Consider the following 25928-nt stretch of genomic DNA (forward strand, 5'->3'; position numbering starts at 1 on the left):
GAGCTACGGACCCTTGGGTCCTGCGGAGTGGGGGGAGTTACGGGACGCGCGGCGACGCAATCAACACGCAGAATCTCTATGCGAGGGCTGCCGAATCAAGAAAGGCGAAAGAACGAAACGCGGCGCGGCGTCGGCGAGCGAAGCCAAAGGAGGTAATCCCTCGGCGTCGTTGCACTCAGCTGTGGCGACAAGTCAGTTGGACGCGCGAGAAGTCTGGCAAAGCTGCTGAGGAGCTGACACTCGCTTCAGGCGATCTGCGGCGAAGCCTCTTGCCGCAGTCGCGTTGCAGCATCCGCTATCAGGGTCGAGTTTTGAGAGCATAGACGTTGGATGCGCAGGAATAGGGCCGGTTGTGTAAACACAGGAACTGTCCACGATGATTCTTTTGACTGGCGGCGCTGGCTATATTGGATCCCATGTGTGCATTGCCTTACTGGATGCTGGGTTCGATGTCGTCGTAGTTGACAATCTCTCGAACAGCAACAAAGCCTCCCTTGAGCGGGTACAACTCATCTGCGGGCGATCCCTCACCTTTCGGCAGGTCGACATTTTGGATGAAGAGGCCATCTACGAAACACTATGTTCGTACGAAGTATCGGCGGTTATCCATCTTGCGGGCTTGAAGGCGGTAGGCGAATCCAGCATTCGTCCAATGACCTATTACGAAAACAACCTGCTCGGAAGCATGCGCCTCGTTTCGGCGATGAACAGGGCAAGTGTAAAGACGCTCGTCTTTAGCTCGTCCGCCACCGTTTACGGTGTACCTACGTACCTGCCGCTCGACGAGCACCACCCTCTTGGGCCGACAAACCCATACGGCCGTACTAAACTCTTCATCGAAGAAATGTTGAAGGACCTCTATCGGTCCGACAATGATTGGCGAATTGGGATTCTCCGATATTTCAATCCCGTCGGCGCACATGAAAGCGGGCTGATCGGTGAGGACCCGAAGGGCGTCCCGAACAATCTGCTGCCATTTGTCGCGCAAGTGGCGATCGGAAAACGAGAGAAGCTGCGGATTTGGGGAAACGATTACGACACGCCGGACGGCACTGGGATCCGCGACTTCATTCATGTCGTTGATCTTGCGTCTGGTCATCTGAGTGTTTTGAATAGCCTGAAGCAGCCCGGACTCCTTACGGCGAACTTTGGAACGGGCAATGGCAGCAGCGTTCTGGACGTTGTTCGGACGTTTGAAGCCGTGAGCGGTAGGTCAGTTCCATTTGAGATTGACAAGCGCCGGATCGGTGATGTCGCTGTCTGTTTTGCCGATCCCACGTTTGCCGAAAGGGTGCTGGGGTGGAGATCGGTGCGATCACTGGAGGAAATGTGCGCAGACCATTGGCGCTGGCAATGCAAGTGTCCCGACGGTTATCGTGGTACAAACTCTGAAGGCCGTTAGATCGCGCCGCGATTGGACGATGTCAGGCGCACAAGTCGTCGACCGCGTGTGGCTGTGGTGTCGCTGTAAGCCGAACGCCGCCCATCACGAGAGCCGCCCCAACAAGATCCAGCCACAAATGTCGACTGATGATGCGAACTGCGATGTCGCTGCCATCATACCAGCGAGCGGAGTGCGCAACAATATAGGATCCTACCGCGACAACGACATGCTCGGGCGCGGAAATGCCGCGCCACTGCGTCAATATCCGAGACCGCGAGCGCGGCAATAACTGTCTGGCTGCTGATTTCCGGAAGGTATGGTGAAGACGGACCTTGGTGGTCCCATCGCCCAAATGTTCAGTCGGCGCGCAATGTCCGTCCCGGTCTGGGCTTTCATCGCTGTTTATTCCACCGACGGATCGTCGCGGAGCAGCTCTTTCTTCAACTGCCGCTCCGCTTCCAAATAGAACTCTTGGTCTCGCCCCTTAGGCATCCCGGCTTGCTCCCACAGCCGATACGCGCGGCACTCGATCTGCTTCTGGCTTGGAAGAACCCCCATCTGCCTTAATCCCGAGGGGCTTTGACCGTGAGATTGGCCGCCTCTGCTCGTATCGATCAACCCGTTGTCTCCTCAGCTAATCCCTGGTTCTATCGCCCACAAACATCCAACTGCCGCCCGCTTGATGGTCGCTGATGCGAACTAACAGGCGCCAAGCGTGATCCGGACCTCGTGAAGTCCGCCGCGCAGAAGTCCACGGAATCATGTGGGCGGTGCCGTGGCGTTGGGAGTGGAGAAAACTGCTCGCGTTTCCCGGAGCGAGCTCGACCGGATCGCGCGGTAGGCCGGGGCCAAGTACTCCCTGGGTCAGGCGGTCTAGGAACACGCCTCGTAGCGGATGACCTTTGCTGGCGCGGCTGTTGGAACACGGGCAATCCATCCGAAATTCGATGCGAGAGTCCGATGGGGAAGATAGGGCATCATCACCGACGGGCAATGTTCCGCCAAGAGGTCACGGTGAGCGGCCGACACCCGCCGTCTGATGTCGTTCCATTCCGGCTCCAGTGCGATCGCAATCGAGTGTCGGATACTGCGTGCAGGCGAGTGAGCGCGACGGCGATCGCTATGGAGCTGTCATGGCTGGCGTGTCAAACGCGCGAAGATCAAAACACATTCTGTGCGCTGTGGTCGAGGTCTGTGCAAGGAGATAGGCCACAGCAGCGTGGCCGCTGTGGCTTATCGAAGATTGCGAGCTGCGTGACGGTTACCGTGCCGTGGGAGTAGTCTTTCATCAGGTCAGACACGCCGTTGCGATGAGGTGCTAGACACGGAACGATGCCCATTAATCGAGTTTAGTGACCCCGGGACCTTGATTGACATGAGCCTGGCGATCGGGTCGCAAGGCGCCGAGACCTGTGGGGTGAGGGATGATCGAGGGCAAGGTGTGTCCATCTGCAGAATGCATCAGTGATCCGTTGTTCATTCCCCAGATCGCGGCCTGCGTCCGGTTCTGGACGCGGATCTTGCGCAGAATCGCCTTGACGTGAACCTTGACCGTCGCCTCAGCTATGTCGATCTTTCGGGCAATGGACTTGTTGGAATTGCCCTCGATCAAACAAGACAAGATCGCCTTCTCGCGGGGAGAAAGATGTGGTGCGACCGGCTCATCCGTCGTGAGCACGATGCCATGCTCGACCTCTTCGGCTGGTGTTGCTTCGCGCTCAAGAATGCCGTCAAGCGCGAACGACAGAAAAGCCGGCGGAAAGACCGCCTCTCCCATCGTCACGAGTTCGATGGACTTGATGAAGGCGTCGCAAGAATTGACGTTCACGAAATAGCCGCTCGCACCAGCTCGATATGCCGAGACAAGTTCATCCGGGCGATAATGATCCGATACGACTGCGACACGCGCATCAGGACGCTGACCCCTGACGAAACGTATCTGGTCCAATGCGACATCGAAACTGTCGCCGTTGTGGATGATGAGAAACAGTAGTTGATGTGACTGGAGCTCGTTTGGCAATTCTTCAGCGCTCGAAACAGAGAGCAGGATCCGGAAACTCGCAGCATGTAGGATCCGTGAAATTCCCTCTCTGACTAAAATGTTCTTTCCAATAAGAATAGTTTCGAAAGATTGACGCCTCGGCATTGTACCCTCCAACGACGTACGCTACGCAATTACACGACTGCAATGGAAGATCTTGAAGTCAAAGTTACCTGCGCCGGCGCTGCCTCCTAACAGGCCGCCAGTTGATCGCCTTTTTCGGCGGGATATCCTTTCGTGCTACCTCGGCTGTGTGCTTCCAGCCTTTGCCATTGTTTGGCAGGTTTTTGCCATCATTTGGCGGGTTTCCCGCCTTCAAGTGGTTAAGCTTTTCCTAACGTTAAATCCGGACTTCCGATTTCGATATATACCGTTCGTTATAGGTTTACTCCCGGAAACTACTGGCGTCCCGGGGCGGGCTGCACAATCTACAGATGAATCAGCCATAGAATATTTCCGCACGTTGAGTTAATCCGTAGGGCTACGCGGGGACTGAGGAGCCAATGAATTGCACAAGGGTGGTAATTGCAGACCGGCATCCGATGGTCTTGCAGGGTCTGAGCAGCCTGCTCGGCGCGGAAGGCGACTTCGAAGTTGTTGCATCTTGTAGCGATGCTGCGAGTTGCGTGCAGGCGATCGAGAGGCTCGCGCCCGACATCGCGATTCTCGATTCAACAATGCCCGAGCTGATCGCACTGAGCTCCTCCGTCCTCAATCCGGCCGATCGCTCGATCCGCTTGGCGTTTTTCATGCCTTCAGAAGACTACGACCTTTTGTTGCCGGACGCGTTAGATGGCTGCAGCGTGGTCCTGAAGGAAACCTTGTCCGAAGTGCTGGTGCAGTCCTTGCGACAAATCGCGCGCGGTGAACGAATATTACCGCAGCCTTCGATTGATCAGGCTACACCGGCTGGCCATGGGGTGACCTCGGACAGTGCGCTGGCCATGCTGACGGACCGGGAGCGTCAGATCATGCGCCTGGTATCGGAAGGACTGTCAAACAAGCAAATTGGACGCCGCTTGAACATTGCCGACGGCACAATCAAAGTCCATCTTCACCATGTCTTTCAGAAGCTGGAGATCAGCAACCGAACAGCGCTTGCGGCTCTCGCCATTTCGCAAAATGATCGGGGCACTCCGGTCAAGTCGACGGAGTCCGAATGAGCCGAGAGCGCTGAGCGCCCGTGTTGCGTCGCCGGGCTGCCAAGGCCAACTGAAGTTCGAGCGGAATGATCCGACACCAGTGGGGTTCTAGAAGATCAGCAGGCGCTTGCCGCGGGTTATTCCGTGAGCGAGAAGTGGAGGACAAACAGCGGCTCACTGTTCGGTTCAGGGCTCTTGCTAACCTCGATCCGCCAGGACGGATGGTCCTCAAATGGTCCGACGTGCTCGCTTCGAAGGATCTCGCGGCTCAACTCGATGGCTGCCGCCCGCGCGGCGTCGATGTCGGGCAGATTCAAGCCGAGGTCATCGGGTACTGACCCGCCGTCGTGGACGTGGAAAAAATAGCGAGGCATTGGAGCATCCGGAAAACGAGGTGCATCCGCGCGACAAGACCAAGCGGATGTCGCAGTAGCGTCCCGGAGTGGGACTATGACGAGCGGACAGTCCCGGTCCATGAGCATTGTTGAGTACCTCAACGTCGAACGGGATCCTCTTAGTTGACATGGACAATTGCGCGTTGCGGTCTAGAGTCTCGTTACGCCGCAATTGTCCACTTCGGCGTGTTCGACGACCCTGGCATTCCTGCAAATCAACCCCCGCCGGGCCGCGATCGCCTCGCCTCGACGGTATGAGGTCGGCTGAGGGCTTGCCCTCCTGGTTCACTTGCCCGCGTCCGCGCCTGCTTCGGGCTGCAATCATTGAGCCTCTGCGCGTGAGGCGCCTGGATGCGCGGCTCGGTTTCGGATCGCGCATCGAGCCGCGGTAATCGCATTCATGACATTGACCCGCGCCGCCGGGGGGCTCGAAAGCAGGAGGACGCTTGCTACATTCACCCGCTCAAGCGGAGTACCCCGCGTTTGTTGCAGCGCTTCTCCCGATTCGACCGCCCCAATCTGTACCAACCGTGTATTGGGCGTTGATGATCATCGTGTGCGTGCATTTGTGATTGTCGACGAGGCGAGAGATCTGACAGATGTGCGGAATTATCGGCATTCTAGGACAATCCGCGGTATCGGGGCGATTGATCGACGCGCTCAGACGGCTCGAGTATCGGGGTTACGACTCGACGGGAGTGGCCACCCTCGATGATGGTCATCTCGAGCGTCGGCGTGCCGAAGGTAAGCTCAAGAACCTGGAGGTGCGGCTGCGTGCTGAGCCGCTGAGCGGGGATGCCGGAATCGGTCACACGCGCTGGGCCACGCACGGCAAGCCGACGGAATACAATGCCCATCCACACGCGACCGAGCGCGTCGCAGTGGTCCATAATGGCATCATCGAGAATTTTCGAACGTTGCGCCACGGGCTCGAAGCGAAGGGCGCGAAATTCGCGAGCGACACGGATAGTGAAGTCGTAGCACACCTCGTTCATTCCTACCTGTTGATGGGCTATTCGCCCCAGGAAGCCGTCAAAGCGTCGTTGCCGCAGCTGCGCGGCGCCTTCGCACTTGTGTTTCTATTCAAGGGATATCGCGATCTTCTGATTGGAGCGCGCAGGGGGTCGCCACTGGCGGTGGGCTATGGCGACGGTGAGACCTATCTCGGCTCCGATGCGATTGCCCTCGCTCCGTTCGCCCAGGGCATCAGCTACCTCGAAGACGGTGACTGGGTGGTGCTGTCACGCCAGAGAGGAGTGATCCGGGACGCGAATGACGCGGTCGTTACGCGCGAGGTGCTCGAGCCGGGTGGGGCGTCGTTCGTCGCCGACAAGGCCAACTATCGGCATTTCATGGCTAAGGAGATTTGCGAGCAACCGGACGTAGTGGGCCGCACGCTCGCCCATTATGTGGATATGAGAACCGAACGAGTCGCACTGCCGATCAAGCTGCCGTTCGATTTCAGCAATGTCAGGCGCGTTACGATCACGGCCTGCGGCACCGCAAGTTATGCGGGGGCTATCGCAAAGTACTGGTTCGAACGGCTGGCACATATCCCTGTTGATGTCGATATCGCCTCCGAATTCCGCTATCGCGAAGCGCCGCTTCGCAAGGGCGACCTCGCGCTCTTCATCTCGCAATCGGGCGAAACCGCCGACACGCTCGCAGCACTTCGGTACGCCAAGGAGAGGGGAGCCCACACGGTCTCTGTCGTGAACGTGCCGACCTCCACTATCGCGCGTGAAAGTGAAACGGTGCTGCCGACCCTGGCCGGTCCGGAAATAGGTGTTGCCTCCACCAAGGCCTTCACTTGTCAGTTGATGGCGCTCGCCGCCCTCGCGGTCGCTGCTGGAACAGAGCGTGGCGAGATCTCCGTGAGCGAGGAGAGAAAGCTCGTGAGCGCGCTGATTGAGGTTCCGCGTTTGATGGGCGCCGCGCTTGCCAGCGAGCCGCAGATCGAGAAGCTGGCTCGCTATGTCGCAAAGGCACGTGATGTCCTCTATCTGGGGCGAGGCACCAGTTATCCGCTTGCGCTGGAAGGCGCGCTGAAGCTGAAGGAAATCTCCTATATCCATGCCGAGGGCTATGCCGCGGGTGAGCTCAAACACGGCCCGATCGCCCTGATCGACGAGAACATGCCCGTCGTGGTCATCGCGCCTTTCGACGGCGTCTTCGAAAAGACCGTGTCGAACATGCAAGAGGTCGTGGCGCGCGGCGGCAAGATCATTCTGATCACGGACGCCAAAGGTGCGGCGGAATCAGCCATCGAGCCCGTAGCTACGGTACTGCTGCCTGACATGGCGCCGACCTTCGCGCCGATCGTCTACTCGGTTCCGATCCAGTTGCTCGCTTATCATGCGGCCGTGATCATGGGCACCGATGTGGACCAGCCGCGCAATCTCGCCAAATCAGTGACGGTCGAATAGCAGCGAATGTCGTGGCAGGTTATGGTCGCTCGCCGTCCGCGGATGCCGTGATCAAGGATCCGTCCGGAAACATCATCGATCATGCGGCCATCCTCATCCAGGTTGACCACGAGGAGCGGGAAGCGGACACTCCGATTTCGTGAGGGAGTACCCGTCTGCGACGGCAGACTGGTCTGTCGATGGAGACATCGTATCATGCCTCACGACAACCTGCGGACTCGGGCGCTTCGAGTTGACAGACGGCCGACGTTCGGGGCCCCTTCCGATCATGACGATCTTGCAGGGGCCACGGATGTCGATGATGTATCGATCCTCTAGGTCCTAGCGCACATCATCTAAACGCAGGAGGCCTCGCGGAGCGTTGGTGATCTTCGCGCAATCTCGAAGTCATTTTGGTTGCGCAGTCATCTGGCGCGCGTCTCAAACGATCGACGCGCTAGAACGGCCTGCGTGGTCTAGTGGATGTCCGAGATCTCGGCCTCCTGATGACCGCGCCCATTCGGGGCCTGGTTCGGAGCCGCCGCCCGATCGATTGACAGCGTCAGCGCGTGCCCATTGGACGGCCGGACCAGTGGTCCGTTGTTCATTCCCCAAATTGCGGCCTGCGTTCTATTCTGGACTCGTATCTTGCGCAGGATCGCCTTGACGTGAACTTTCACCGTCGCTTCGGCAATATCGATCTTTCGTGCAATGGATTTGTTGGAATTGCCTTCAACCAAAAAGGAGAGAATCGCCTGCTCGCGCGGTGACAGATGGGGGGCGATCCGTTCCTTAGCCGGAGCGAGGACGCTTGATCGCTCTTCGCTCGCCGGCGGCTGGGCCTTGCGGTTAGGCTCGAGATCGAGCACGAACGACAGAAATGCGGGCGGAAATACCGTTTCGCCCATTGTCACAAGCTCGATCGACTTTGTGAAGGTGGCGCATGAATTGACGTCGGCGAAGTAGCCGCTGGCGCCCGCCCTGTAGGCCGAAATCAATTGTTCCGGCCGATAGTGGTCCGAAACGATCGCGACGCGGGCGTCTGGATAGTGCTCCCTTACAAACCCGATGTGCTTCAGGGTGAGATGGAACTCGTCGGTGTCATGGACAATTACAAACAGAAGCTGGTCTGCTTGGAGTGTGCTCGGCAATTCGTCGGGACCCAAGGCCGACATTACGATGTGAAAATCTGCCGCATGCAGGATTCGGGAAATACCCTCTCGCAGTAGAATATGTCGTCCAATCAAAACCACTTTGCAGGATTGTCGCCTCCTCATATCACCCTCCGCGTCAACGCAACGATACAACTTGAACGAATAAGGCTTGGGAAAAGACAGTTGAGTAGGAAAAGCTCGAGCGCGTGTAGGCCTCCCGATTTTGTTTCGATAGCATTTGCTGAAGGTTAGATTTGAATCTTCGGTTTTGCCTATATACCTTTGGTTATAGGTTGACCGGCGGCGACGCGGTCGAATGACGCGGCGTTGCAGCTGCTGGAGATGCGCGAGAACGCGCCAGCAATCTCAAATGCGCGTTTACGATGCACTGCAGCACGCTGTCATTCCAGGTTCGCAAATGGATAGAACACTTGTGCCCTCTTGAGTATTGACCACCGGAGTCCTACGGGCCTCGGCGCGGCAAACTTGCTGTATACTGGAGCTTCAGACTCGTGCGATCATCTACCTTATGGTTTACGCGTTTTGCTCTTGTGACTGACACTTCGGAATATTGATGAGGTTTTTGGTGTTCAAGCAATATTGGAGCGGCCAGGGCGGGGGCCCGTAGCTTCAATCACAGAAATGGGGGGCGGCTGGTTAGGGAGCGCCCGATGCGTCGTGCGACTGTGGTGATTGCGGATCGACATCCGGTAGTCTTGTACGGTCTCGCAAATCTACTCGGGTCAGAACCTGATTTCGAGGTCATTGCATCCTGCGGTGACGCCGGGAATTGCATCGCGGCGGTTCTAGACCTTGCTCCCGACATTGCGATCATCGATGCGGCAATGCCGGAGTTGATCGCGCTGCTGAACGATTCGCTCGACCGCTCGCAGAATCGATCGACCCGCCTGGTGTTCTTCGCAGCCAGCGAAGATTGCGATCTCATCTCAGCGGGGCTCCCCGCGGGGCACAGTGTTCTTCTAAAGGAGATGGCGGGCCAGGCGCTGGTGCAGTGCTTACGTGAGGTTATTCATGGTGCGACTGTCGTCCCGGGAGCGCCTATAGATCAGGTCGCACCTCAGGAGCAGAGCGCAAATCCGGAAAATGCACTCGCTGTGCTCACTGAGCGAGAGCGGCAAATCATCCGCCTTGTCTCTCGCGGTCTCTCCAACAAGGAGATTGGCCGCCTGCTCAACATTGCTGATGGCACCATCAAGGTGCACCTCCACAAGATCTTCCAAAAGCTCGAGGTCGGCAATCGCACGGCGCTTGCTGCGCTCGCCATCTCGCAGGATGAGGGCGCAAATTCAATGCAGGACAGGCAGCGCAAATAGGGTCAAGCCCGCTGGGCCTAGGACTGCGAGATCATCCCGCGATGATTGCAGCGCGATATGCTGGAAGCGCGGCTGAAGAATTGTCTCTCGCGTCCGGCCAGCGAGAGGGGGCGCTCATTCTGCCACAGAGAACTGAAGAACGAATAGCGAGCGGCCGCCAAGTGCGGGGCTGTCGCTGACCTCCACCCGCCAGAAGACGTGAGGCAAGTGCCGTTCCGTCAAGTCATGCTTGAGGATCTCGCCGCTCAGTTCGATCGCTGCGGTGCGCGCTGCGACAATGTCAGGGAGGTCCAGCCCGACGTCGTCGAGAACTGAATTCCCATCGTGGATATGGAAGAAATATCGCGGCATTGGTGTCTCCGGACAACGCGAAGAGTCCGATGACTGCAGCGAGCCCCGCGCATCACAACTGGGTCATCGGACCCACAATGAACAGATAGCAGGCCGCCGTTGCAGGAGGATACATCATCATTGATGGGTACCTCGACGTTGATCTGATTGATCACGAATCCAAGGTGATTGATCGCTTGGTTATCGTTACGATTGTGGTGCGTCGACGGAGCCCACTTCGGCGCAGCGTTGCGGCCCCGGCTCCCTGCGAATCCTAGCCCCCCGCCGGGGCCGCGATCTTTTGGGCGACTCATGTCGTCCCGTCACGAGCCATCACGCAGATCGTTCGGTCTGATGCTCTTTTGCTCGGGCGACATATCGGGCTGTGATGATGGTGCGCTCGAACTGGAGCCGAAAGTCCGCGAGCAAGCTTTGTAAGGCGAGCGCCTTGTTTATCCGCTGGCCCTGGAAGGGCCCTCAAGCTCAAAGAGATAACCTACATACACGCCGAGGGATATGCGGCGGGCGAGCTCAAACATGGGCCAATCGCGCTGATAGATCAGGACCTGCCTGTCATCGTCATAGCGCCGAGCGACGCGACGTTCGGGAAGACCATATCGAACATGCAGGAGGTCATCCCCTGTGGAGGTCGCATCATCCTGTTGACCGATCAGAGAGGCGCTTCACTCGGCGCATCCGGTGCTTGCGCGACGTTGAGCTTGCCCGAGATGCCCGACGTCGTAGCGCCGCTGGCTTTTGCTGTGGCGCTACAGCTCCTGGCCTATCACAGCGCCGCAGCTCTGGGGACCGACGTAGACCAACCGCGCAATCTCGCAAAGTCCGTGACGGTCGAATAGTCCGTCAGGCGCGCAGCCTCTGTTCGTACACTTCAGGACGATGTCCGATGATGCTGGTGTGACAGACGTGCGCTCCAGACTGGGTGCCTCTTTAGAGCAATCCCCATCATCGGCGGTCCTGCGTAAAATCCTCCGGCCTTCGGACTGAAGCTCAGCGCCGAGGTCCGCAGAGCAGGCGGCCTCGCCATCTTGTAACAGCGTTGGCGGGGTCGCTGCTGCTCAAAAAAACAGCTAGGACCGGCAGCGGTCCCCGCTGGCGCAGCAGAACAATCTGCCGGGGCGTAGAGAGAGTTCTCGTGTGCGCATCCATTCGGATCGATACAGCATCGCGCGGAAGCGTTGGTGATCCGTCAGGGGAGTAGCCCTTACGTGTATTGGAACACAGATCGGCTTGGAGATAGCCTCAGATCAAGCCTGTCCCGTCGATGGGCTCATTCGGCATTTGCGTCCGCTTTCGCGAGGAACCATGTCTGTTTCGACCAGAACGGCCGGCGCCGACATTCGACGTGGCGATATGGTCAAAATTGTCAACGGCGAGCTGTTCCCGGCGCTCCTCTATGAGCCATACGACGGAAGCGCCGGCGAAGACATTCCTGAGGGCGCTCGAGCCTATTGTCGCAACGACAGAGTCTGGCGAGCGATGCCGCCGGGCTTTCGCCCTTCCTAGAGTCGGTTGGCCCGCTTACTGATGGTGCGACGGCTAGGAAAGCGGATGCTTCGGCCGATATGGGCTCTGCGGGTTCACATCGAGCTCGACGATCTCGACGCAGCCTTGTGGCTGGGTATGGCTGGAGCCGGTTCGCCAGGGCCCATCGTGCAGCTGGGGAGCGCTTACCTTTGCAAGCCATAGACAACGCCACTCGCCTTGCGGCGGGAGACCCGATTTGCTTTGGCCGCCAAACTGATAGGTGAGCGCCTTCTCCTGCTGTTGCGAATGGCCGAGGATGATGGGACAGAGTTCGCGGGGATAGCCGTCATATACGCAGAAGACCGGCTTGCGCTTGCGTATGGCTTGTTCGAACAAGCGGTAGTTGGAGCTCGGCATCGCTCTCTCCTTTACACCATCCCGCTCTAGAAGGTCGCGGCCATTGCCGCGAGGCGTCGATGGGCCCTTTCACGGGCAGCATCGATCGGCTGCTGCGGTCCGGTGGTTGGACCGATCGCCAGGAAGCGGACATCGCTGATTCCAACAAAGCGCAGGATTTCCCGCAGGTAGGGCGTTGCCATGTCGATGCGGCCGCGGTTCATGCCGGTGGCGAAGTCGCTGCCGCTGGCGAGGATGACCAGCGTCGGCCGGTCCGGCAGCAGCGGGAAATAGCCCTGCGACGGATCGAACCGAAAGGTGAGCCCGGGCTGCACGATGATGTCGAACCACTGCTTGAGCTTATAGGGGATGCCGAAGTTCCACATCGGGGTCGAGATCAACACCCGATCGGCGAGCGAGAAGCGCAGCGCCATGCGCTCGGCCTCGGCGAAGCTCTCGCGCTGCGCCTCGTTAAAGGCCTGAGCTTTCATGCGCGCGTATTTAGCATCGACGATGGGGCCCATGAACTCCGGCATCCGGTCACGCCAGATGTCAACGACATCAATGTCCCAATCCGGCCGAGCCTGGCGGAAGCCGTCAAGAAAGACGCGCGCGCCGGCCGTCGAGACGGACTCGGGGCGGGGCGAGCAGGACAGATGCAGGAGCTTTGCCACAGCTCATCCCAGCGCTCTGATGACGGTATCGGCCCTGGTTACGACCGCGACGTTCTGCATGGCAAAATTGATCGAGGCGTTGTGCCAGTCGGCGTTCATGGTCGAGCAGCAATCCTCGGGCACGATCATGAAGTAGCCCTTGTCGGCACCGGTGCGCGCGGTGTGCTCGACCGACATGTTGGTCCATGCGCCGGTATTGATGATCATGTCGCGGCCGGTGGCCTTCAGGATGGTCTCCAGCCGCGTGCCTTCCCAGGCGCTCATCCGCATCTTCTCGACGACGAAGTCGCCGGGCCGCGGCTCGAGGCCGGAGACCGGAGCCGCGCCCCAGCTTCCCCGCACCATCGCCTTGCTATCGACGAGACCCTCGAACAGCGGTGCATTCAGCGTGACGCCGGGTGCGCCGGGCTCGACCACGAACCAGACATGGATGATGGCGACGCCGCGGGCGCGCGCGGCCTCCGCGAGGCGCCGCACGTTCTCCACGACATGCTGTTGCTTCGCGTGCCCCGGCGCGCCTGATTCAGCGAAGGCGCCGCCGTCCATGATGACGTCGTTCTGGAGATCCTGGATGATCATGGCGCAGCGCTGCGGATCGAGCCGCATCTCGCCCTCGGCGAGAATAGGCGAGGCCGGAGCTGAACTCGGGCTCGCTCCGCCGCCGGCGCGCCGGCCGCTCATATAGGGCTCGTGACGCGGGCCGACCCTGGTCGGGATCGCATATACCGAACGGGTCGAGGTGAGGTAGAGCGTGCGGAAATCCGGCCCGCCCCAGGCGAGGTTGGCGACCAGCTCCGGCACGCGGACCTTGCCGAGCAGCTCGGCGCGCGGGGAATAGACCCAGACGCCGCCGGGGGCGGTGACCCAGACATTGCCGTGCTGGTCGCATTTCATGCCGTCGGGCAGGCCCGGTTCGAGCTCGGACTTGATGCCGCTCGCGAACACGCGTGCGTTCGAGAGCGTTCCGTCGGCATTGACGTCGAACACGCGGATCAGCGCCTGCACGGTATCGTTGACATAGAGCAGCTTCTCGTCGGGCGAGAAGCACAGTCCGTTCGGCTGGTCGAACAGGTTCCGCTCGACCAACAGCTTCGGCTCGCCGCCTGGCAGGACGCGGTAGACGCCCTGGAAGCCGAGCTGGCGCGGCCGCTCGACGCCATACACCGGCATCCGCCCATACCAGGGATCCGAGAAATAGATTGCACCAGAAGAATGCACGCAGACGTCGTTCGGGCTGTTGAGCTCCTGGCCGCCGAAATGCGAAGCCAGCACCTCACGCCGTCCGTCCGGGCGTTCGCGGACGAGCGACGAGGTCGCGTGCTCGCAGACGATCAGGTTGAGCTCGGCGTCATAGGTCATGCCGTTGCATTTGTTCGAAGGGCGCTTGACCTCGACGACGCCGCGCCGCGCATCCCAGCGCCGGCGCACGTCGCCGGGCATGTCCGAGAACAGCAGATAATGATCGACCGGATGCCAGATCGGCCCTTCCGTGAAATCAAAGCCGGTGCCGATCTGTGCGACCGGCGCATAGGGGTCGATCAGGTTCTCGAACTCGCTTCGCAGGGTGACATGCGTCATCGGTCGATCCTCGGACGCATGATCCGGACCCGAAGGGCCGCGTTAGCGCAAAGTGTGAAGCGGCTTTCCGAAAGGATCATGCGCAAAAAGAACCTCACGCAGGGAACCAGTTGCGCTGGGGAAGGGACTGAACAATAGGGCCAGGAACCTGGTCGTGCAGTCGTCCGACCACGTTGCCGCCTTCGATCTTGGCGGGCCGGTCGTGCACGGGAAGGAGATAGCGCGAACTGCTCAGCAGCTTCTTGATCGCCGCCTTCTCCGCGCGCTTGCTGGTGCCATGGTTGCCGGTGGTGCGTGGTTCCCAGTCGTGGATCTCGTGGAAGGGCGTGACGATCTGGTCGTTGAAGTCGTAGATCACGTCGCCGCAGATGGTCGCAATGCCGTCGGCGGTGTGGACGATGATGTTCATCGATCCCTCGGTATGGGCGTTGGCCGCATCGCAATAGACGCCGGGCATCAGCTCGATCGGACCGGTGATCTCCAGGTCGAGGAAGCGCAGCGCGCTCTTGGTGTGCAGGCGGTCGATCAGGTGCTTGATGTCGGGCGCTGGATATTGCGGATGCATCAGGCCGGAGACGGAATATTCGAGCTCCTTGCGATTGACGACGACGGTCGTGTTCATCGGGAACAGATCGTCCTTGCCGGCATGATCGATGTGCAGATGGGTGTGGCAGACGAAGCGCACATCGCCCATGCGCACGCCGTGTCGCGCGAGCTGGTTCTCGATCATGTGCTCATGGTACTGAAGCCCGCGCATCCCCAGAGTCTCCATGATCTGGTTGGAGCGATAGCCGGTGTCGACCACGACCGGATAGGGGCCGCCGAGGATCAGGAAGCCGAGGGTGAGGACGCGGCGGGTGCGGCCGCAGTCGCGGCCGAGCACCAGGAAGCTCGATTCCAGCTCGATATCGCCATAGTCCAGGATCTTGATCTCCAGCGCCATTCCTTGCCCTCCTGTCTCGTGTCTCGTCTGTCAAAGCCGGTAGACGCGCGCAGCCGTCGTCCGGAAGATCGCGTCCTGCTGCTCGGCGCTGAAAGGCGCGGCGGCGCTGCGAAAGGCACCGACGAGCTCGCGATAGCTGGTCCACAATTTCTCGATCGGGAAATTGGAGCCGAACAGGCAGCGCTCGGCGCCGAAGATCGCGACCGTATCGGCGAGCACGGCCGCGATGTGCGCGGGGTCGTTGCGATGGATGAAGGTGCCGAGCCCGGACAGCTTCGAGACCACGTTCGGGCAGGTGGCGAGGCGGGCCATCCCGGCGCGCCAGGCCGCGCGTCCCGCCGGCGAGAGATCCTCCGGCATGCCGGCATGCTGGAGGACGAACGTCACCTTGGGGCAGGACTCGGCGAGCAGTGCGGCATCCGGCATCTGCGGCGTGAAGACCTGCAGGTCGAAGCTCCAGCCGTAATCGGCGAGATGCGCGACGTTGCGACGGATCACGGGGTCTGCGCACAGGTCCTGACGAGCCGCGAAGCGGTACAGCGGGTTTTCGTGCCAGTGCAGCTGCATGCGCACGCCGCGCAGCAGCGGGTAGCGCTTGAGCCGGTCGAGCTGCGGGCGCACGTCGTCGGCCGCGAAATTGGCGTAGGCGACGATGGCATGCGGCCAGCCGTGCTCTTCGGCGGTCCGCTGCACCCAGGCGGCCTCGTCCTCGAAATGCTCGGGCGCCCAATTGGTCTGCACATAGACCGAGCGTGTGACGCCGGTGCCCTTGAGATCGTCGAGATATTCCTCGATCGGATAATCGCGGCGGATCGGCTCGTACGGTCCGAAGATGCGCGGCTGCATGGGGCCGGTCAGCCAGGGCAGGTCAGCCTGCCGCCAGATGTGGTGATGGCCGTCGACTATATCGTTCACGCAGCTCTCCTTCCCAGTGCCAGTACATGGGCGACGATCGAGGCGCTCGATCCGCCGTCCACGAGATCGTCGACAAAGCGTTCGATCGCGACGAGCGCTTCGGTCTGTGGGCGAAAGCCTGGTCCAGTTGCGAGCGGCGTCAGCCAGCTCAGGCGCCAGGCCCGCCACGACAATTTCGCGACGGCGTCGCGAAGAGCGTCAAGCTCGCCGCGTTCGAGCCCATCGGACACGATGACCACGGCGGCGCCGCGGGCATAGCCGCCGAACCGAGGGACCGCCAGGAACGCTTGCAGCGCATCGCCGATGCGGGTGCCGCCGTCCCAATCGCTGACGAGATGTGCGGCCGCGCTCAAGGCCTGTTCGCGTCGCTTCAGCCGCAGCGCGCGGGTGACACGGGTCAGGCGGGTGCCGAAGGTGAAGACCTCGGCATTCGGCGCGGCCTGCACCAGCACGTGGGCGAGCTTCATGTTCTCCTCGGTGCGGCTCTTCATCGAGCCGGAGACGTCGATCAGCAGCAGGATCTTGCGGGGACGCTGGCGCCGCTTGAGGTGGCCGAGACGCAGGATTTCGCCGTCGCTGCGGACGCTGTCGCGCAAGGTGCGGCGTAGATCGGCAAAGGGGCCGCGGCGGGCCCGCATGCGGCGGTGGCCGCGCCGCCGCGGCAAACGCCGCGGGGCCTCGCGCGCCAGGCGGCGGAGCGGATCGGAGGTGGAGAGCTGGGCGAAGCGGCGCTCGACCAACGCCTCGGTGCGCGTCGCGGTGAGGCCGGACTCGTTGGCCTCATCGGAGAGCAGGGGCTCCTCGTCGCCGCGACCCTCTTCCTGGAGCCGGACGGTCTCGTCGTCCTCGCCGTCGTCGGCGTGCTCGATGGCCTCGCCGCCGCGGAAATGCAGGTCGAACAGCCGGTCGAAGGTGGCGCGGCGCTCTGGGGGCGGGGCGAGGGTGGCAAGCGCAGACTGCCTGATATCCCTGAGGTCGCGCGGACCCAGCAGTTCGATCGCTGCCAGGAACGCTGTGGTCTGTTCCGGCGCAACGGCAAAGCCGTTGGCGCGCAGCAGCGCGACGAAGGAAATGAAGATCCTGGCAGCGCGCGGGAGCTGCAGCTCGGTGCTCATGCGGTCGCCTCCGCCAGCATGGCATCGAGCCGCGGCGCGACGAAGTGCAGGTCCTCCTCGTCCTTCAGCGCCACGCCGATCGAGCGCTTGAAGGCGTCGGGCCAGCGCGCGCCCCCCTTGTTGAGCAGCGTCGCGGCCTCCGCCCAATCGACGGCCTCGGCGATGCCGGGCGCCTTGCTCAACGGCTCGCGTCGCAATTTCTCGACGGCCGCGACGACGGCGCGGGCCGTGGCTTCGGCGACGCTGGACGCGCGCATCATGATGATCCGCGCCTCCCGCTCGGCCGTGGGATAGTCGATCCAGTGATAAACGCAGCGGCGTCGCAGGGCTTCGTGCAGATCGCGCGTGCGGTTCGAGGTCAGCACGACTACGGGTCGCTCGGCCGCGCGGACCGTGCCGCGCTCGGGAATGGAGATCTGGAAGTCGGAGAGGAATTCGAGCAGGAACGCCTCGAACTCCTGGTCGGCGCGGTCGATCTCGTCAATCAGCAGCACGGTGGAATCTGGCGCGCGCAGCGCCGCCAGCATCGGCCGTTCGATCAGGAAGGTCTCGCCGTAGATGTCGATGCTATCATCGCCGGCCTGGCGGATCGCGAGCATCTGGCGCGGATAGTTCCATTCATAGAGTGCGGCCGACGCGTCGATGCCTTCATAGCATTGCAGGCGGATCAATTGCCGGCCGAGCACGGCCGCGATGGCCTTCGCCGCTTCCGTCTTGCCGACGCCTGGTGCGCCTTCCAGCAGCAGCGGCTTGCCGAGGGCAAGGCCGAGATAGGCGGCGGTCGCGAGCCCTTCGTCGGCGAGGTAATAGGCCGCCCGCAGAGCCTTCTCCAGCGCCTCCGGGCTGTCGATGCCGACGATGTTGCTGCGAACGGCCACGATGTCTCCTTCAGCGACGTGCCTGCGGCCGCGCGCCGCCCTGTGACCTGATCGCCCTAAGCACCTTTTCCGGCGTGATCGGGAGATCGTCGATGCGGACGCCGACGGCGTTGAAGATCGCATTGGCAACGGCGGGCAGCACCGGGTTGGCGCACATCTCGCCGGGGCCCTTTGCACCGAAAGGACCATCGGGCGCTGGACGCTCCAGCACGGCAATGTCGTGCGGACAGATGTCGCCGGGCCCGGGCATCAGATATTCGACGAAGTCGCGGGGCCCGTGAACGGGCTCGGGATAGTAGGGCTCGGGGGTCTCGTAGAGCGCGTGACTGACGCCCATCCAGGCACCGCCGACCAGCTGCTGCTCGACGAGGCGCGGATTGAGCGCGCGGCCGAGCTCATAGGCGGAGTCCATGCGGACCATCGCAACCTCGCCGGTCTCGTCGTCGACCTCGACCTCGGCGACGAGGCAGGCGTGGGCGTAGCAGGTCGCAGGCGACATCTCGCCGGTCTCGGGGTCGACGTCCGACAGCGGCACGAGGAAGATGCCGCGGCCGGAGATGGTCTTGCCCTGCTTGAACTGCGCCGCGATCGCGACATCCTTGGTCGAGATCGAGCGGTGCGGCGCGCCCTTGACGTGGATGTTGCCGCGGCCGTCGGTCTCGAGATCGGCGGCGTTGACCTCGAGCTCCTCGGCCGCCGCTTCCATCATCACGCCGCGCGCCTCGCGGGCGGCGGCCATCACCGCATTGCCGACGCGATGAGTGCCGCGCGAAGCGAACGAGCCCATGCAGTGCGGGCCGGTGTCGGAATCGGCAGTGTCGACGTAGACGTCCTCGACCGGCACACCCAGCGTCTCCGCGCAGATTTGCCGCGTCACAGATTTCATGCCCTGCCCAAGATCGATCGACGACAGCGCCACCGTGAACTTGCCGCTTGGGTTGGAATGCACCAGCGCCTGGCTCGGATCGCCGCCGAGATTCATGCCGATGGGATAGTTGATCGACGCCATGCCGCGTCCGCGGTGCCTGGTCATCTCAGCGCCTCCTGGTGCCGAAGACGGAGGAGAAACGGGTTGCGCCGTGCGAGGGAGCCGCTGGCCGTGGCGGGGGTGGCGGCGGAGCCGGCGGTGGGGGCTCGCGCGGCGGTTCGCGGGTGACGGTAGGCGGAAGTCGGTCATAGCTCGTGCGTTGCTGCGCCGGAGCCGTCGGCCGGCTGCGCGCGTCCGCCGGCGTCGGCGGGATCACAGCGCGGCTGCCGCCACCATCCTTGCGCGAGGAGGCGCGCTTGAATTCCTCGCGGAGCGGCCACTTGGCCTTTTCGGCGGCGACCTGCACGCATTCGATCAGCGCGGTGTTCTTGGCCTCGCGCCGGTGGGCCTTCATGTCGCCGTCGCGATAGGCGTTGAGGATGCGGAACTCCATCGGGTCCATGCCGACGAGGTTGGCCAGCTTGTCCATCTGGCACTCGATGGCGAAATCCATCGCGGTGACGCCGAAGCCGCGCATGGCGGTCGCCGGCGTCCGGTTGGTGAAGACGCAATAGACGTCGCCGTAGACGTTCGGAATGGTATAGGGACCCGGTAGATGCGCAGCGCACTTCACCGCCGCGTAGCTCGACAGCCGCGTATAGGCGCCGCTGTCGAAATAGGCACGGATCTTGCGTGCGACGATACGGCCATCGCGCATCACGCCGTCCTTGATGTAGATGCGCTCGGCGCCGCGGGGCGGGCCGTACTGCATCTCCTCCTCGCGCCCGAACACGTAGCGGACGGGACGTCCCGTCAGCATGGCGCCGAGGATCGCGAGCGGCTCGGTCAAGGTGTCCACCTTGCCGCCGAACCCGCCGCCGACGGTGCCTCCGATGAAGTGGAAGGTGTTGGACGGCACGTCCAGGATCTTGGCGCAGGTGTCGACCGAGAAGAACAGCGCCTGGGTCGAGGTGTAGACGACGTAACGGCCGTTGGTGTCGGGAGCTGCGATCGCGCCATTGGTTTCGGTCGGCGCATGCTCGATCGGCGACATCTGGTAGCGCTGCTCTAGCACGTGATCGGCGGTCGCGAGCGCCGCATCCGCATCGCCAAAGCGCAGCTTCTGGTGGTCGTAGACGTCGTGATAAGTAAAGGTGTTCTTGGGATAGGTCTCGTTGACCACGGGCGCACCGGGTTTCAGCGCATCCTCGACGTCGAACACGGCCGGTAGCGGCTCGTAGTCGATCCTGACCTTGGCGACCGCCTCGAAGGCCTCGCGCTCGCTATCGGCGACGATGGCGACGATCGGTTCGCCCTTGTAGCGGACCTTGTCGACCGCAAGCGACGGCTCGTCGTCCTTGCCGAAGTTGATCAGGCTCAGCAGCGTATTGAGGTTGCGCGGCACATCGGCCCCGCGAATGATCCGGCGCACGCCCGCCGAGCGCTCCGCATCCGCGGTGTCGATGCGGCGAAGCCTTGCATGTGCGTGCGCCGAGCGCACGACCTTCAGGTGCAGCATGCCTTGCAGCTTGTGGTCGTTGAAATAGCTGGACGTGCCCGTGACATGGCCGAGCATGTCCTGGCGCTGGGTGCCCTTGCCGATCTCCTTCAAATTATCGTCGCGCTCGTCGGCAAAAATGTCCTTGCGCAGTTCCAGCATGGTCGCGTTCCCTTACGCGCTGACCCGGCCGCTCGCGGCGGCGAGGATGGCATTGATGATCGGCTCATAGCCGGTGCAGCGGCAGATGTTGCCGGAGATCGCCTCGACGACCTCGTCGCGGCTCGGCGACGGGTTGCGGTCGAGCAGGGCCTTGGCGGCCATCAGCATGCCCGGCGTGCAATAGCCGCACTGGGCGGCGAAATGGTCGGCGAAAGCGCGCTGCAGCGGATGCAGGTTCGGGCCCTGCTTCATGCCGTCGAGCGTCTCGACCGAGCGGCCGGCGACCGTCTCGGCGAGAGTCAGGCAGGAGAGGTGCAGCTCGCCTTCGACCAGCACGCTGCAAGTGCCGCAGCCGCCCTGGCCGCAGCCGAATTTCGGCGTCATGTCGCCGATCAGCTCGCGAAGTGCAACGAGGAGATTGGTGCCACCGTCGACGAAGATTGCGACGTCGCGGCCGTTGTGGCGAAATTGCAGGGGGATCTTCGACATGGCGATCTATTCCTGTCCGGACAGCAGACGCCGCAGATGCACGCCGACGATCTCGCGGCGGTACCAGGCGCTGCCGAGCGCGTTGTCCGATGGTGATGTTCCTTCGCTCGCGGCGGATGCCGCGGTCGCGATGGTCGCGGCATCCAGCGAGCGGCCCTCCAGTGCGCGTTCGGCGGCGCGAGCGCGGATCTGCGTCGGCGCCATCGAGCCCAGCGCGATCCGCGCGCCCGCAATCCGGCCGCCAGAGATCGGCAGGTGCGCGGCGAGCGTGATCACCGAGCCGCCCTTCGGCTTGATGCGCGCGATCTTGCGATAGCGGAAGGCCTCCGTGCTGGCCGGCCGGGTGCAGGACACCGAGAGCACCAGCGTGCCGGCCTGCCGGTCGCGCGCCTGCAAAAACTCCTCGATCGGGATGTCGCGTGTGCCGAAGCCGCCTGCGACAGCGATGGTGGCGTCGAGCGCGAGCAACGCCACGGTGAAATCGCCGTAAGGGCTCGGCGCGAACAGATTGCCGCCAATGGTCCCCATGTTGCGCACGGCCGGACCGCCGATCGAGCGGGCAGGGGCGTGCAGGAAGGCGAGATCGCGTTCGGCGAGCACGCGCGCGAAGGTGACGCCGGCCCCCAGCGTCACGCGCGGGCCGGAAGCATCGATCCGGCTCAGCGCCTGGTCGCTGGCGCGAACGATCGTCGAGATCGAGACGTCGCCCTCGTTCAGCGCCCGCATCACCAGCGTGCCGCCGCCGAGATAGCGCGCGCTGCGGTCCGAGGACAGCGCGCCGGCCGCTTCGCTCGCATTCGCAAAGGTCTTTACCGTCACGGCCATGGCTTAAGCGGCCTCCTTCATGTGCCGGCGGATTGCCTCGAACCCGACCTGATAAATGTCCTCGGCAACCATGTGGGTGATACGGTCCCGGTCCTCGGACCTGGTCGTGAACCGCGACTCCCAGTGCCAGAAGGTGCGGTCACCGTCGGTCACCGGCAGCAGGCGGACGTGGGCGACGTAGTTGAACATCGGGATCGGCGTATCCAGCAGGCAATAGCTGAAGGTCTGTTCGAGGTCGGACAGCGCCAGCAATTGCTCGCGCAGCTCGGAGCCGTCCTTGAGCTTGAACCGCCTGACGCAGCCGATCTTGTCGGCGGACTGCGCGCGTTCGATCGAGGAGGTCGCAACTGCCGGATGCCAGCGGTCATGGCCGTTGAAATCGCGCAGCACCTCCCACACCGCGTCGGTCGGCGCGTTCAGGATCGTGCTCTTGACAACATGCGGCACGGCTAGCCTCCGAACACACGCTTCAGGGCGTCGAAGCCGCCCTGGAACACGCCGCCGCCGATATTGCTCACGAGCTCGTTCTCCCGTTCCGGCGCGCAGTCGAATTCCGCGGTCCATTCCATGAAAGTCTGGTCGCCGTCGGTAACGGGCGTGAGCCGCAGGGTTGCCACGTAGTTCTCGACGCCCATCGGCGATTCCAGGATCGAATAGGTGCAGAACATGTCGTAGTCGGAGAGGCCGAGCAGCTTCTCGCGGATGCGGTCGCCGTTGCGGAGGCGAAAGTCCCTGACGCAGCCGATCTTGTCGGAGGGCTCGCCGCCCTCGATGCGGCTCTCGGCGATGGCCGGGTGCCAGTTCGGCATGCCATTGAAATCGCGCACCCGTGCCCAGACTCGGTCGTTGCGGGCATTGACGACGGTGGAGACGTAGACGCGGGCCATGACCTAGACCTCAGCTCTTCTTCCGCGGACCGCGCTCGGCCGGCGGCTCGCCGCTGCCCTCGGCCGCCGGCGGGGAGGCCGCCGGCTTGTCGCCGCCACCGCCACCCTTGCGCGCGGAATCCTTGATGCCCTGCATGTCGCGGGCCTCGCGGATCAGTCCGGGCATCTTTGCCAGGCTGCCGCCCTCGACGCCGATGTCGGACAGGATGGAATCGATCAGCGGCGCCTGGACGCGGTAGCGCAGGGCGGAGTCGATCACCTCGTCGGTGGCGCTGCGGCCGCCATTGCCGCCGCCATGTCCGTTGCCGTTGAGGCCGTCGACCTGGAGGATGCGGATGCCCTCGATCTTCTCCATCGGCTTGACGCTCTCGCGCACGATGCCCTCGATGCGGTCGAGCAGCTTGCGGCGGAACAGCGAGTAGCGCGCCTGGTCGGTCAGCACGTTCTCGGCCTCGTTGAGCATCCGCTGGGCCTCGGCCTCGACAGCGGCGCGCACACGCTCGGCTTCGGCCGCGATCCGGGTCTCCTCGGCCTGCTTCTCGGCCAGCAGCACTTCGACGGTCTTGCGACGCTTGGCGATCTCGCTCTCGCGCGCGGTGACGACGCGCTCGGCCGCTTCGGTGGCTCGCATCCGCGCTTCCTCGGCGGCTGCGCGCGCCGCCGACTCCTCCAGCGACTTTTGATGGATGGCGATCGCTTTCTCCATCAGCACGGTCTCGACATCCTTCTCGCGGTTGACCTCGAGCTTGCGCAGCTCGCGCTCGCGCCCGATGCGGGCCTCGTCCAGCCCGCGGTCGGAGGCGATGCGGGCACGCTCGACCTCCTCGCGCGCGGCGATTTCGGCCTCCTGTAGCGACTGGACGCGGGCGACCTCGAGCTGCTCGATCGCACGCCGCCGCTCGATACGGGCGGCCTCGAGCGCCTGCTCGCGCGAGACGTCGGTGGTCTCGACCTCCTTGCGCGCGACGATCTCGGCCTGCTTGACCTGGCGGTCGGCATCGATGCGCTCGGAGCGTTTGCTGGAGAGAGCGATGACGCGGTCCTCGTCCGCGATCTCGACGGCCTTCTTCTGCTCGATGTTGAGCACTTCGCGTTTCTTGGAGGAATTGATGCGCTCGGCCTCGAGCGCCAGATCGACCGTGATGCGCTGGCGCTCGATGGCGTCGCGCCGCTTCAGCTCGGCTGCCTCCAATGTGCCGGTCCGCTCGATCTCGAGCGCCCTGGTCTCCCGGTCGGCCTGGATGCGCTCGGCCGCGACCGCCTTCTCTTGGGCGATGCGGGCCGCCTCGATCGCCTCGCGCGAGGCGATGTCGGCTTCCTCGACGGCGCGGTTGCGGGCAATCTCGAGCGACCGCACGCGCTCCTCCTGCGCAATACGGGAGGCTTCCGTCGCTTCGCGGGCCGCGATGCCGGCGACGTCCAGCGTCTGGTTGCGCTCGATCTCCAGCTGCCGGGTGTTCTGTTCGGCGGCGATGCGCTCTGCGGCGAGCGTCCGCTCGCGGGCGATGCGGGCGGCTTCGACCGCGCGCTGCGCCTCGATCTCGGCTTCCTGGATGGTGCGCACCTGCTGGATCTCCAGCGCGCGGGTGCGCTCGTCCGAGGAGATGCGCTCGACATTGACCGTCATGGTCTGGGCAATGCGGGCCTTTTCGGTGGCCTCGCGCGCGGCGATCTCGGCCTCGTCGACGGCGCGGGTGCGCTCGATCTCGCGGCGGCGTGTCTCTTCTTCATTGGCGATGCGGGCGTCGGTGACGACGCGATCCTGCTGGATCCGGGCCTTCTCGATGGCTTCGCGGGCGGCGATCTCGGCTTCCTCGACCGTGCGCATGCGCTCGATCTCGCGCTGGCGGACCTCACGCTCGGAGGCGATGCGGGTGGTGTCGATCGAGCGCTGGTTCGCGATCCGAGTCTTCTCGATCTCCTCCCGAGCCAGCAGCTCCTTCTCCTCGATCGTCCGGGTTCGCTCGATCTCCCTCTGGCGGGTCTCGCGCTCCGAGGCGATGCGCGCCTCCGCAATCGCCTGGTCGTTGGCGATGCGGGCGCGCTCGATGGCCTCGCGTGCCGAGATCTGCGCTTGCTCGGCCTCGGTCTCGCGCAGCGCACGCTCGCGGGCCACTTCGGTGCGCTGCAGCGCGCGGCGCATCTCGATGTCGCGCTCCTGCTCCAGCCGCGCGGTCTCGCTCTCGCGCTCGATTTCCAGCGCCTGCCGCTCGGCTTCCAGGTTGCGGGAGCGGATCTTGATCATCGAGTCCTGCTCGATGTCGTTGCGCAGCTTGCGCCTCGCCTCGATATCCTCCATCAGGCGCGTCAGACCTTCGGCATCGAAGCGGTTCGAGGGGTTGAAGAATTCGAGGTCGGTCTGGTCGAGATCGGTGATCGCGACCGACTCCAGCTCGAGCCCGTTCTGCGCGAGCGCCTCGGCCGCGTTGGTCTTGACCCGCGCGACATAGTCGCCGCGCCGCTCATGCATCTCCTCCATCGTCATTTCGGAGGCGACCGAACGGATCGCCGAGATGAACTTGCCGGCGAGCAGGGCATGTAGCTGCCCCGGTTCCATGGTGCGGCGGCCGAGCGTTGCGGCAGCAATCGAGACGGCTTCGCGAGTCGGCTGCACCCGGACATAAAAATCCGCCTCGATGTCGACGCGCATGCGGTCGCGGGTGATCACGGCATCCTGCTTCGAACGCACGATGCCCATCGGCAGCACGTTCATGTTGACCGGCGTGTAGTCGTGGATGAACGGCAGCACGAAGGCGCCGCCATTGATCACCACACGCTCGCCGAGGAAGCCGGTCCGGACGAACGAGGTCTCCTTGGAGGAGCGGTGGTAGAGCCAGTTCACGATGTAGACGCCGACCACGATCACGATGATCGCGACGATCAGCCAGAGGATCAATTCACCGACGAGTATCCCTGACATCTTTCTCTCCC

Annotated in this window: 24 protein-coding genes and 1 pseudogene; 6 read left to right on the forward strand and 19 right to left on the reverse strand. The window is 62.9% G+C overall.

All coding sequences use genetic code 11. The features are described from left to right. Positions 1–376: 376 nt before the first annotated feature. A complete protein-coding gene (galE, locus tag WN72_RS18525; RefSeq protein ID WP_027557058.1) occupies positions 377–1402 on the forward strand; it encodes a UDP-glucose 4-epimerase GalE in 1026 nt (341 codons plus the stop codon). A 384-nt stretch (positions 1403–1786) separates the two neighbouring features. Here the strand turns inward: galE and WN72_RS18530 are convergent, their stop codons facing one another. Further along, positions 1787–2002, reverse strand: coding sequence for a DUF2934 domain-containing protein (locus WN72_RS18530; protein WP_231164331.1), 216 nt, complete (start codon positions 2000–2002; stop codon positions 1787–1789). 721 nt (positions 2003–2723) lie between these two features. Then, entirely contained in the window at positions 2724–3530 is an 807-nt protein-coding gene (locus WN72_RS18535) for a response regulator transcription factor (protein ID WP_051395235.1), read from the reverse strand. 413 nt (positions 3531–3943) lie between these two features. Here WN72_RS18535 and WN72_RS18540 point away from each other — a divergent pair, with 413 nt between their 5' ends. Continuing rightward, entirely contained in the window at positions 3944–4588 is a 645-nt protein-coding gene (locus tag WN72_RS18540) for a LuxR C-terminal-related transcriptional regulator (RefSeq protein WP_244553934.1), read from the forward strand. Positions 4589–4704: 116 nt separating this feature from the next. On the opposite strand, the gene WN72_RS18545 is transcribed toward WN72_RS18540, so the two are convergent. Further along, positions 4705–4941 carry a DUF6894 family protein gene (locus tag WN72_RS18545; RefSeq protein WP_027557060.1) on the reverse strand — a complete coding sequence of 79 codons (237 nt, stop codon included), beginning with the start codon at positions 4939–4941 and terminating at the stop codon, positions 4705–4707. A gap of 620 nt (positions 4942–5561) precedes the next feature. Here WN72_RS18545 and glmS point away from each other — a divergent pair. Further along, positions 5562–7388 (forward strand): glutamine--fructose-6-phosphate transaminase (isomerizing), encoded by a 1827-nt coding sequence (gene glmS, locus WN72_RS18550; RefSeq protein WP_092218901.1) that lies wholly within the window; start codon positions 5562–5564, stop codon positions 7386–7388. 455 nt (positions 7389–7843) lie between these two features. Here glmS and WN72_RS18555 read toward each other — a convergent pair whose 3' ends face one another. Then, positions 7844–8644: a LuxR C-terminal-related transcriptional regulator gene (locus WN72_RS18555; RefSeq protein WP_092218903.1), complete on the reverse strand. Its 801-nt coding sequence runs from the start codon at positions 8642–8644 to the stop codon at positions 7844–7846. 548 nt (positions 8645–9192) lie between these two features. On the opposite strand from WN72_RS18555, the gene WN72_RS18560 reads away from it, so the two are divergent. Beyond that, entirely contained in the window at positions 9193–9855 is a 663-nt protein-coding gene (locus tag WN72_RS18560; RefSeq protein ID WP_092218905.1) for a LuxR C-terminal-related transcriptional regulator, read from the forward strand. Positions 9856–9969: 114 nt separating this feature from the next. Here the strand turns inward: WN72_RS18560 and WN72_RS18565 are convergent, their stop codons facing one another. Further along, on the reverse strand, positions 9970–10206 hold the full coding sequence (locus WN72_RS18565; protein ID WP_092218907.1) for a DUF6894 family protein: 237 nt from the start codon (positions 10204–10206) through the stop codon (positions 9970–9972). Between the two features lie 417 nt (positions 10207–10623). Here WN72_RS18565 and WN72_RS18570 point away from each other — a divergent pair. Further along, positions 10624–11042: pseudogene (locus tag WN72_RS18570) on the forward strand (SIS domain-containing protein); the annotation flags it as partial. A gap of 466 nt (positions 11043–11508) precedes the next feature. Continuing rightward, positions 11509–11709: a hypothetical protein gene (locus WN72_RS18575; RefSeq protein ID WP_141262995.1), complete on the forward strand. Its 201-nt coding sequence runs from the start codon at positions 11509–11511 to the stop codon at positions 11707–11709. Between the two features lie 33 nt (positions 11710–11742). Here WN72_RS18575 and WN72_RS18580 read toward each other — a convergent pair whose 3' ends face one another. From WN72_RS18580 to WN72_RS18645, 14 genes are all read right to left on the reverse strand, one after another. Then, positions 11743–12087, reverse strand: coding sequence for a hypothetical protein (locus tag WN72_RS18580; protein WP_092218909.1), 345 nt, complete (start codon positions 12085–12087; stop codon positions 11743–11745). A 26-nt stretch (positions 12088–12113) separates the two neighbouring features. Continuing rightward, positions 12114–12740, reverse strand: a complete 627-nt coding sequence (locus tag WN72_RS18585) for an FMN-dependent NADH-azoreductase (protein ID WP_092218910.1) — start codon at positions 12738–12740, stop codon at positions 12114–12116. A 3-nt stretch (positions 12741–12743) separates the two neighbouring features. Further along, positions 12744–14318, reverse strand: a complete 1575-nt coding sequence (locus tag WN72_RS18590; protein ID WP_092218912.1) for an isochorismatase family protein — start codon at positions 14316–14318, stop codon at positions 12744–12746. Between the two features lie 94 nt (positions 14319–14412). Continuing rightward, entirely contained in the window at positions 14413–15261 is an 849-nt protein-coding gene (locus WN72_RS18595) for an MBL fold metallo-hydrolase (protein WP_027557068.1), read from the reverse strand. 30 nt (positions 15262–15291) lie between these two features. Continuing rightward, on the reverse strand, positions 15292–16176 hold the full coding sequence (locus tag WN72_RS18600) for an amidohydrolase family protein (RefSeq protein WP_092218914.1): 885 nt from the start codon (positions 16174–16176) through the stop codon (positions 15292–15294). Further along, entirely contained in the window at positions 16173–17291 is a 1119-nt protein-coding gene (locus tag WN72_RS18605; protein ID WP_092218916.1) for a vWA domain-containing protein, read from the reverse strand. The genes WN72_RS18600 and WN72_RS18605 overlap by 4 nt, the downstream gene beginning before the upstream one ends. Continuing rightward, entirely contained in the window at positions 17288–18169 is an 882-nt protein-coding gene (locus WN72_RS18610) for an AAA family ATPase (protein ID WP_027557071.1), read from the reverse strand. The genes WN72_RS18605 and WN72_RS18610 overlap by 4 nt, the downstream gene beginning before the upstream one ends. Positions 18170–18179: 10 nt before the next feature. Next, a complete protein-coding gene (locus tag WN72_RS18615; RefSeq protein ID WP_092218917.1) occupies positions 18180–19202 on the reverse strand; it encodes a xanthine dehydrogenase family protein molybdopterin-binding subunit in 1023 nt (340 codons plus the stop codon). Position 19203: 1 nt separating this feature from the next. After that, on the reverse strand, positions 19204–20796 hold the full coding sequence (locus WN72_RS18620; RefSeq protein ID WP_092218919.1) for a xanthine dehydrogenase family protein molybdopterin-binding subunit: 1593 nt from the start codon (positions 20794–20796) through the stop codon (positions 19204–19206). A gap of 12 nt (positions 20797–20808) precedes the next feature. Beyond that, entirely contained in the window at positions 20809–21285 is a 477-nt protein-coding gene (locus WN72_RS18625; RefSeq protein ID WP_027557074.1) for a (2Fe-2S)-binding protein, read from the reverse strand. Between the two features lie 6 nt (positions 21286–21291). After that, positions 21292–22110 carry an FAD binding domain-containing protein gene (locus WN72_RS18630; protein WP_092218921.1) on the reverse strand — a complete coding sequence of 273 codons (819 nt, stop codon included), beginning with the start codon at positions 22108–22110 and terminating at the stop codon, positions 21292–21294. Positions 22111–22113: 3 nt separating this feature from the next. Next, entirely contained in the window at positions 22114–22557 is a 444-nt protein-coding gene (locus tag WN72_RS18635) for an SRPBCC family protein (protein ID WP_027557076.1), read from the reverse strand. Between the two features lie 2 nt (positions 22558–22559). Further along, a complete protein-coding gene (locus WN72_RS18640; RefSeq protein ID WP_027557077.1) occupies positions 22560–22997 on the reverse strand; it encodes an SRPBCC family protein in 438 nt (145 codons plus the stop codon). A 10-nt stretch (positions 22998–23007) separates the two neighbouring features. Beyond that, positions 23008–25917, reverse strand: a complete 2910-nt coding sequence (locus WN72_RS18645; RefSeq protein ID WP_092218923.1) for a flotillin family protein — start codon at positions 25915–25917, stop codon at positions 23008–23010. Positions 25918–25928: the final 11 nt, after the last annotated feature.

It is taken from the genome of Bradyrhizobium arachidis, from assembly GCF_015291705.1.
In the GTDB taxonomy this organism is placed as follows: domain Bacteria; phylum Pseudomonadota; class Alphaproteobacteria; order Rhizobiales; family Xanthobacteraceae; genus Bradyrhizobium; species Bradyrhizobium arachidis.

Coding starts and splice junctions, on each gene's coding strand:
- WN72_RS18580 (WP_092218909.1), bottom strand. CDS start 12,087: ATGCCGAGCTCCAACTACCGCTTGTTCGAACAAGCCATACGCAAGCGC.
- galE (WP_027557058.1), top strand. CDS start 377: ATGATTCTTTTGACTGGCGGCGCTGGCTATATTGGATCCCATGTGTGC.
- WN72_RS18625 (WP_027557074.1), bottom strand. CDS start 21,285: ATGTCGAAGATCCCCCTGCAATTTCGCCACAACGGCCGCGACGTCGCA.
- WN72_RS18630 (WP_092218921.1), bottom strand. CDS start 22,110: ATGGCCGTGACGGTAAAGACCTTTGCGAATGCGAGCGAAGCGGCCGGC.
- WN72_RS18535 (WP_051395235.1), bottom strand. CDS start 3,530: ATGCCGAGGCGTCAATCTTTCGAAACTATTCTTATTGGAAAGAACATT.
- WN72_RS18565 (WP_092218907.1), bottom strand. CDS start 10,206: ATGCCGCGATATTTCTTCCATATCCACGATGGGAATTCAGTTCTCGAC.
- WN72_RS18575 (WP_141262995.1), top strand. CDS start 11,509: ATGTCTGTTTCGACCAGAACGGCCGGCGCCGACATTCGACGTGGCGAT.
- WN72_RS18645 (WP_092218923.1), bottom strand. CDS start 25,917: ATGTCAGGGATACTCGTCGGTGAATTGATCCTCTGGCTGATCGTCGCG.
- WN72_RS18620 (WP_092218919.1), bottom strand. CDS start 20,796: ATGCTGGAACTGCGCAAGGACATTTTTGCCGACGAGCGCGACGATAAT.
- WN72_RS18595 (WP_027557068.1), bottom strand. CDS start 15,261: ATGGCGCTGGAGATCAAGATCCTGGACTATGGCGATATCGAGCTGGAA.
- WN72_RS18560 (WP_092218905.1), top strand. CDS start 9,193: ATGCGTCGTGCGACTGTGGTGATTGCGGATCGACATCCGGTAGTCTTG.
- WN72_RS18605 (WP_092218916.1), bottom strand. CDS start 17,291: ATGAGCACCGAGCTGCAGCTCCCGCGCGCTGCCAGGATCTTCATTTCC.
- WN72_RS18615 (WP_092218917.1), bottom strand. CDS start 19,202: ATGACCAGGCACCGCGGACGCGGCATGGCGTCGATCAACTATCCCATC.
- WN72_RS18555 (WP_092218903.1), bottom strand. CDS start 8,644: ATGAGGAGGCGACAATCCTGCAAAGTGGTTTTGATTGGACGACATATT.
- glmS (WP_092218901.1), top strand. CDS start 5,562: ATGTGCGGAATTATCGGCATTCTAGGACAATCCGCGGTATCGGGGCGA.
- WN72_RS18545 (WP_027557060.1), bottom strand. CDS start 4,941: ATGCCTCGCTATTTTTTCCACGTCCACGACGGCGGGTCAGTACCCGAT.
- WN72_RS18640 (WP_027557077.1), bottom strand. CDS start 22,997: ATGGCCCGCGTCTACGTCTCCACCGTCGTCAATGCCCGCAACGACCGA.
- WN72_RS18590 (WP_092218912.1), bottom strand. CDS start 14,318: ATGACGCATGTCACCCTGCGAAGCGAGTTCGAGAACCTGATCGACCCC.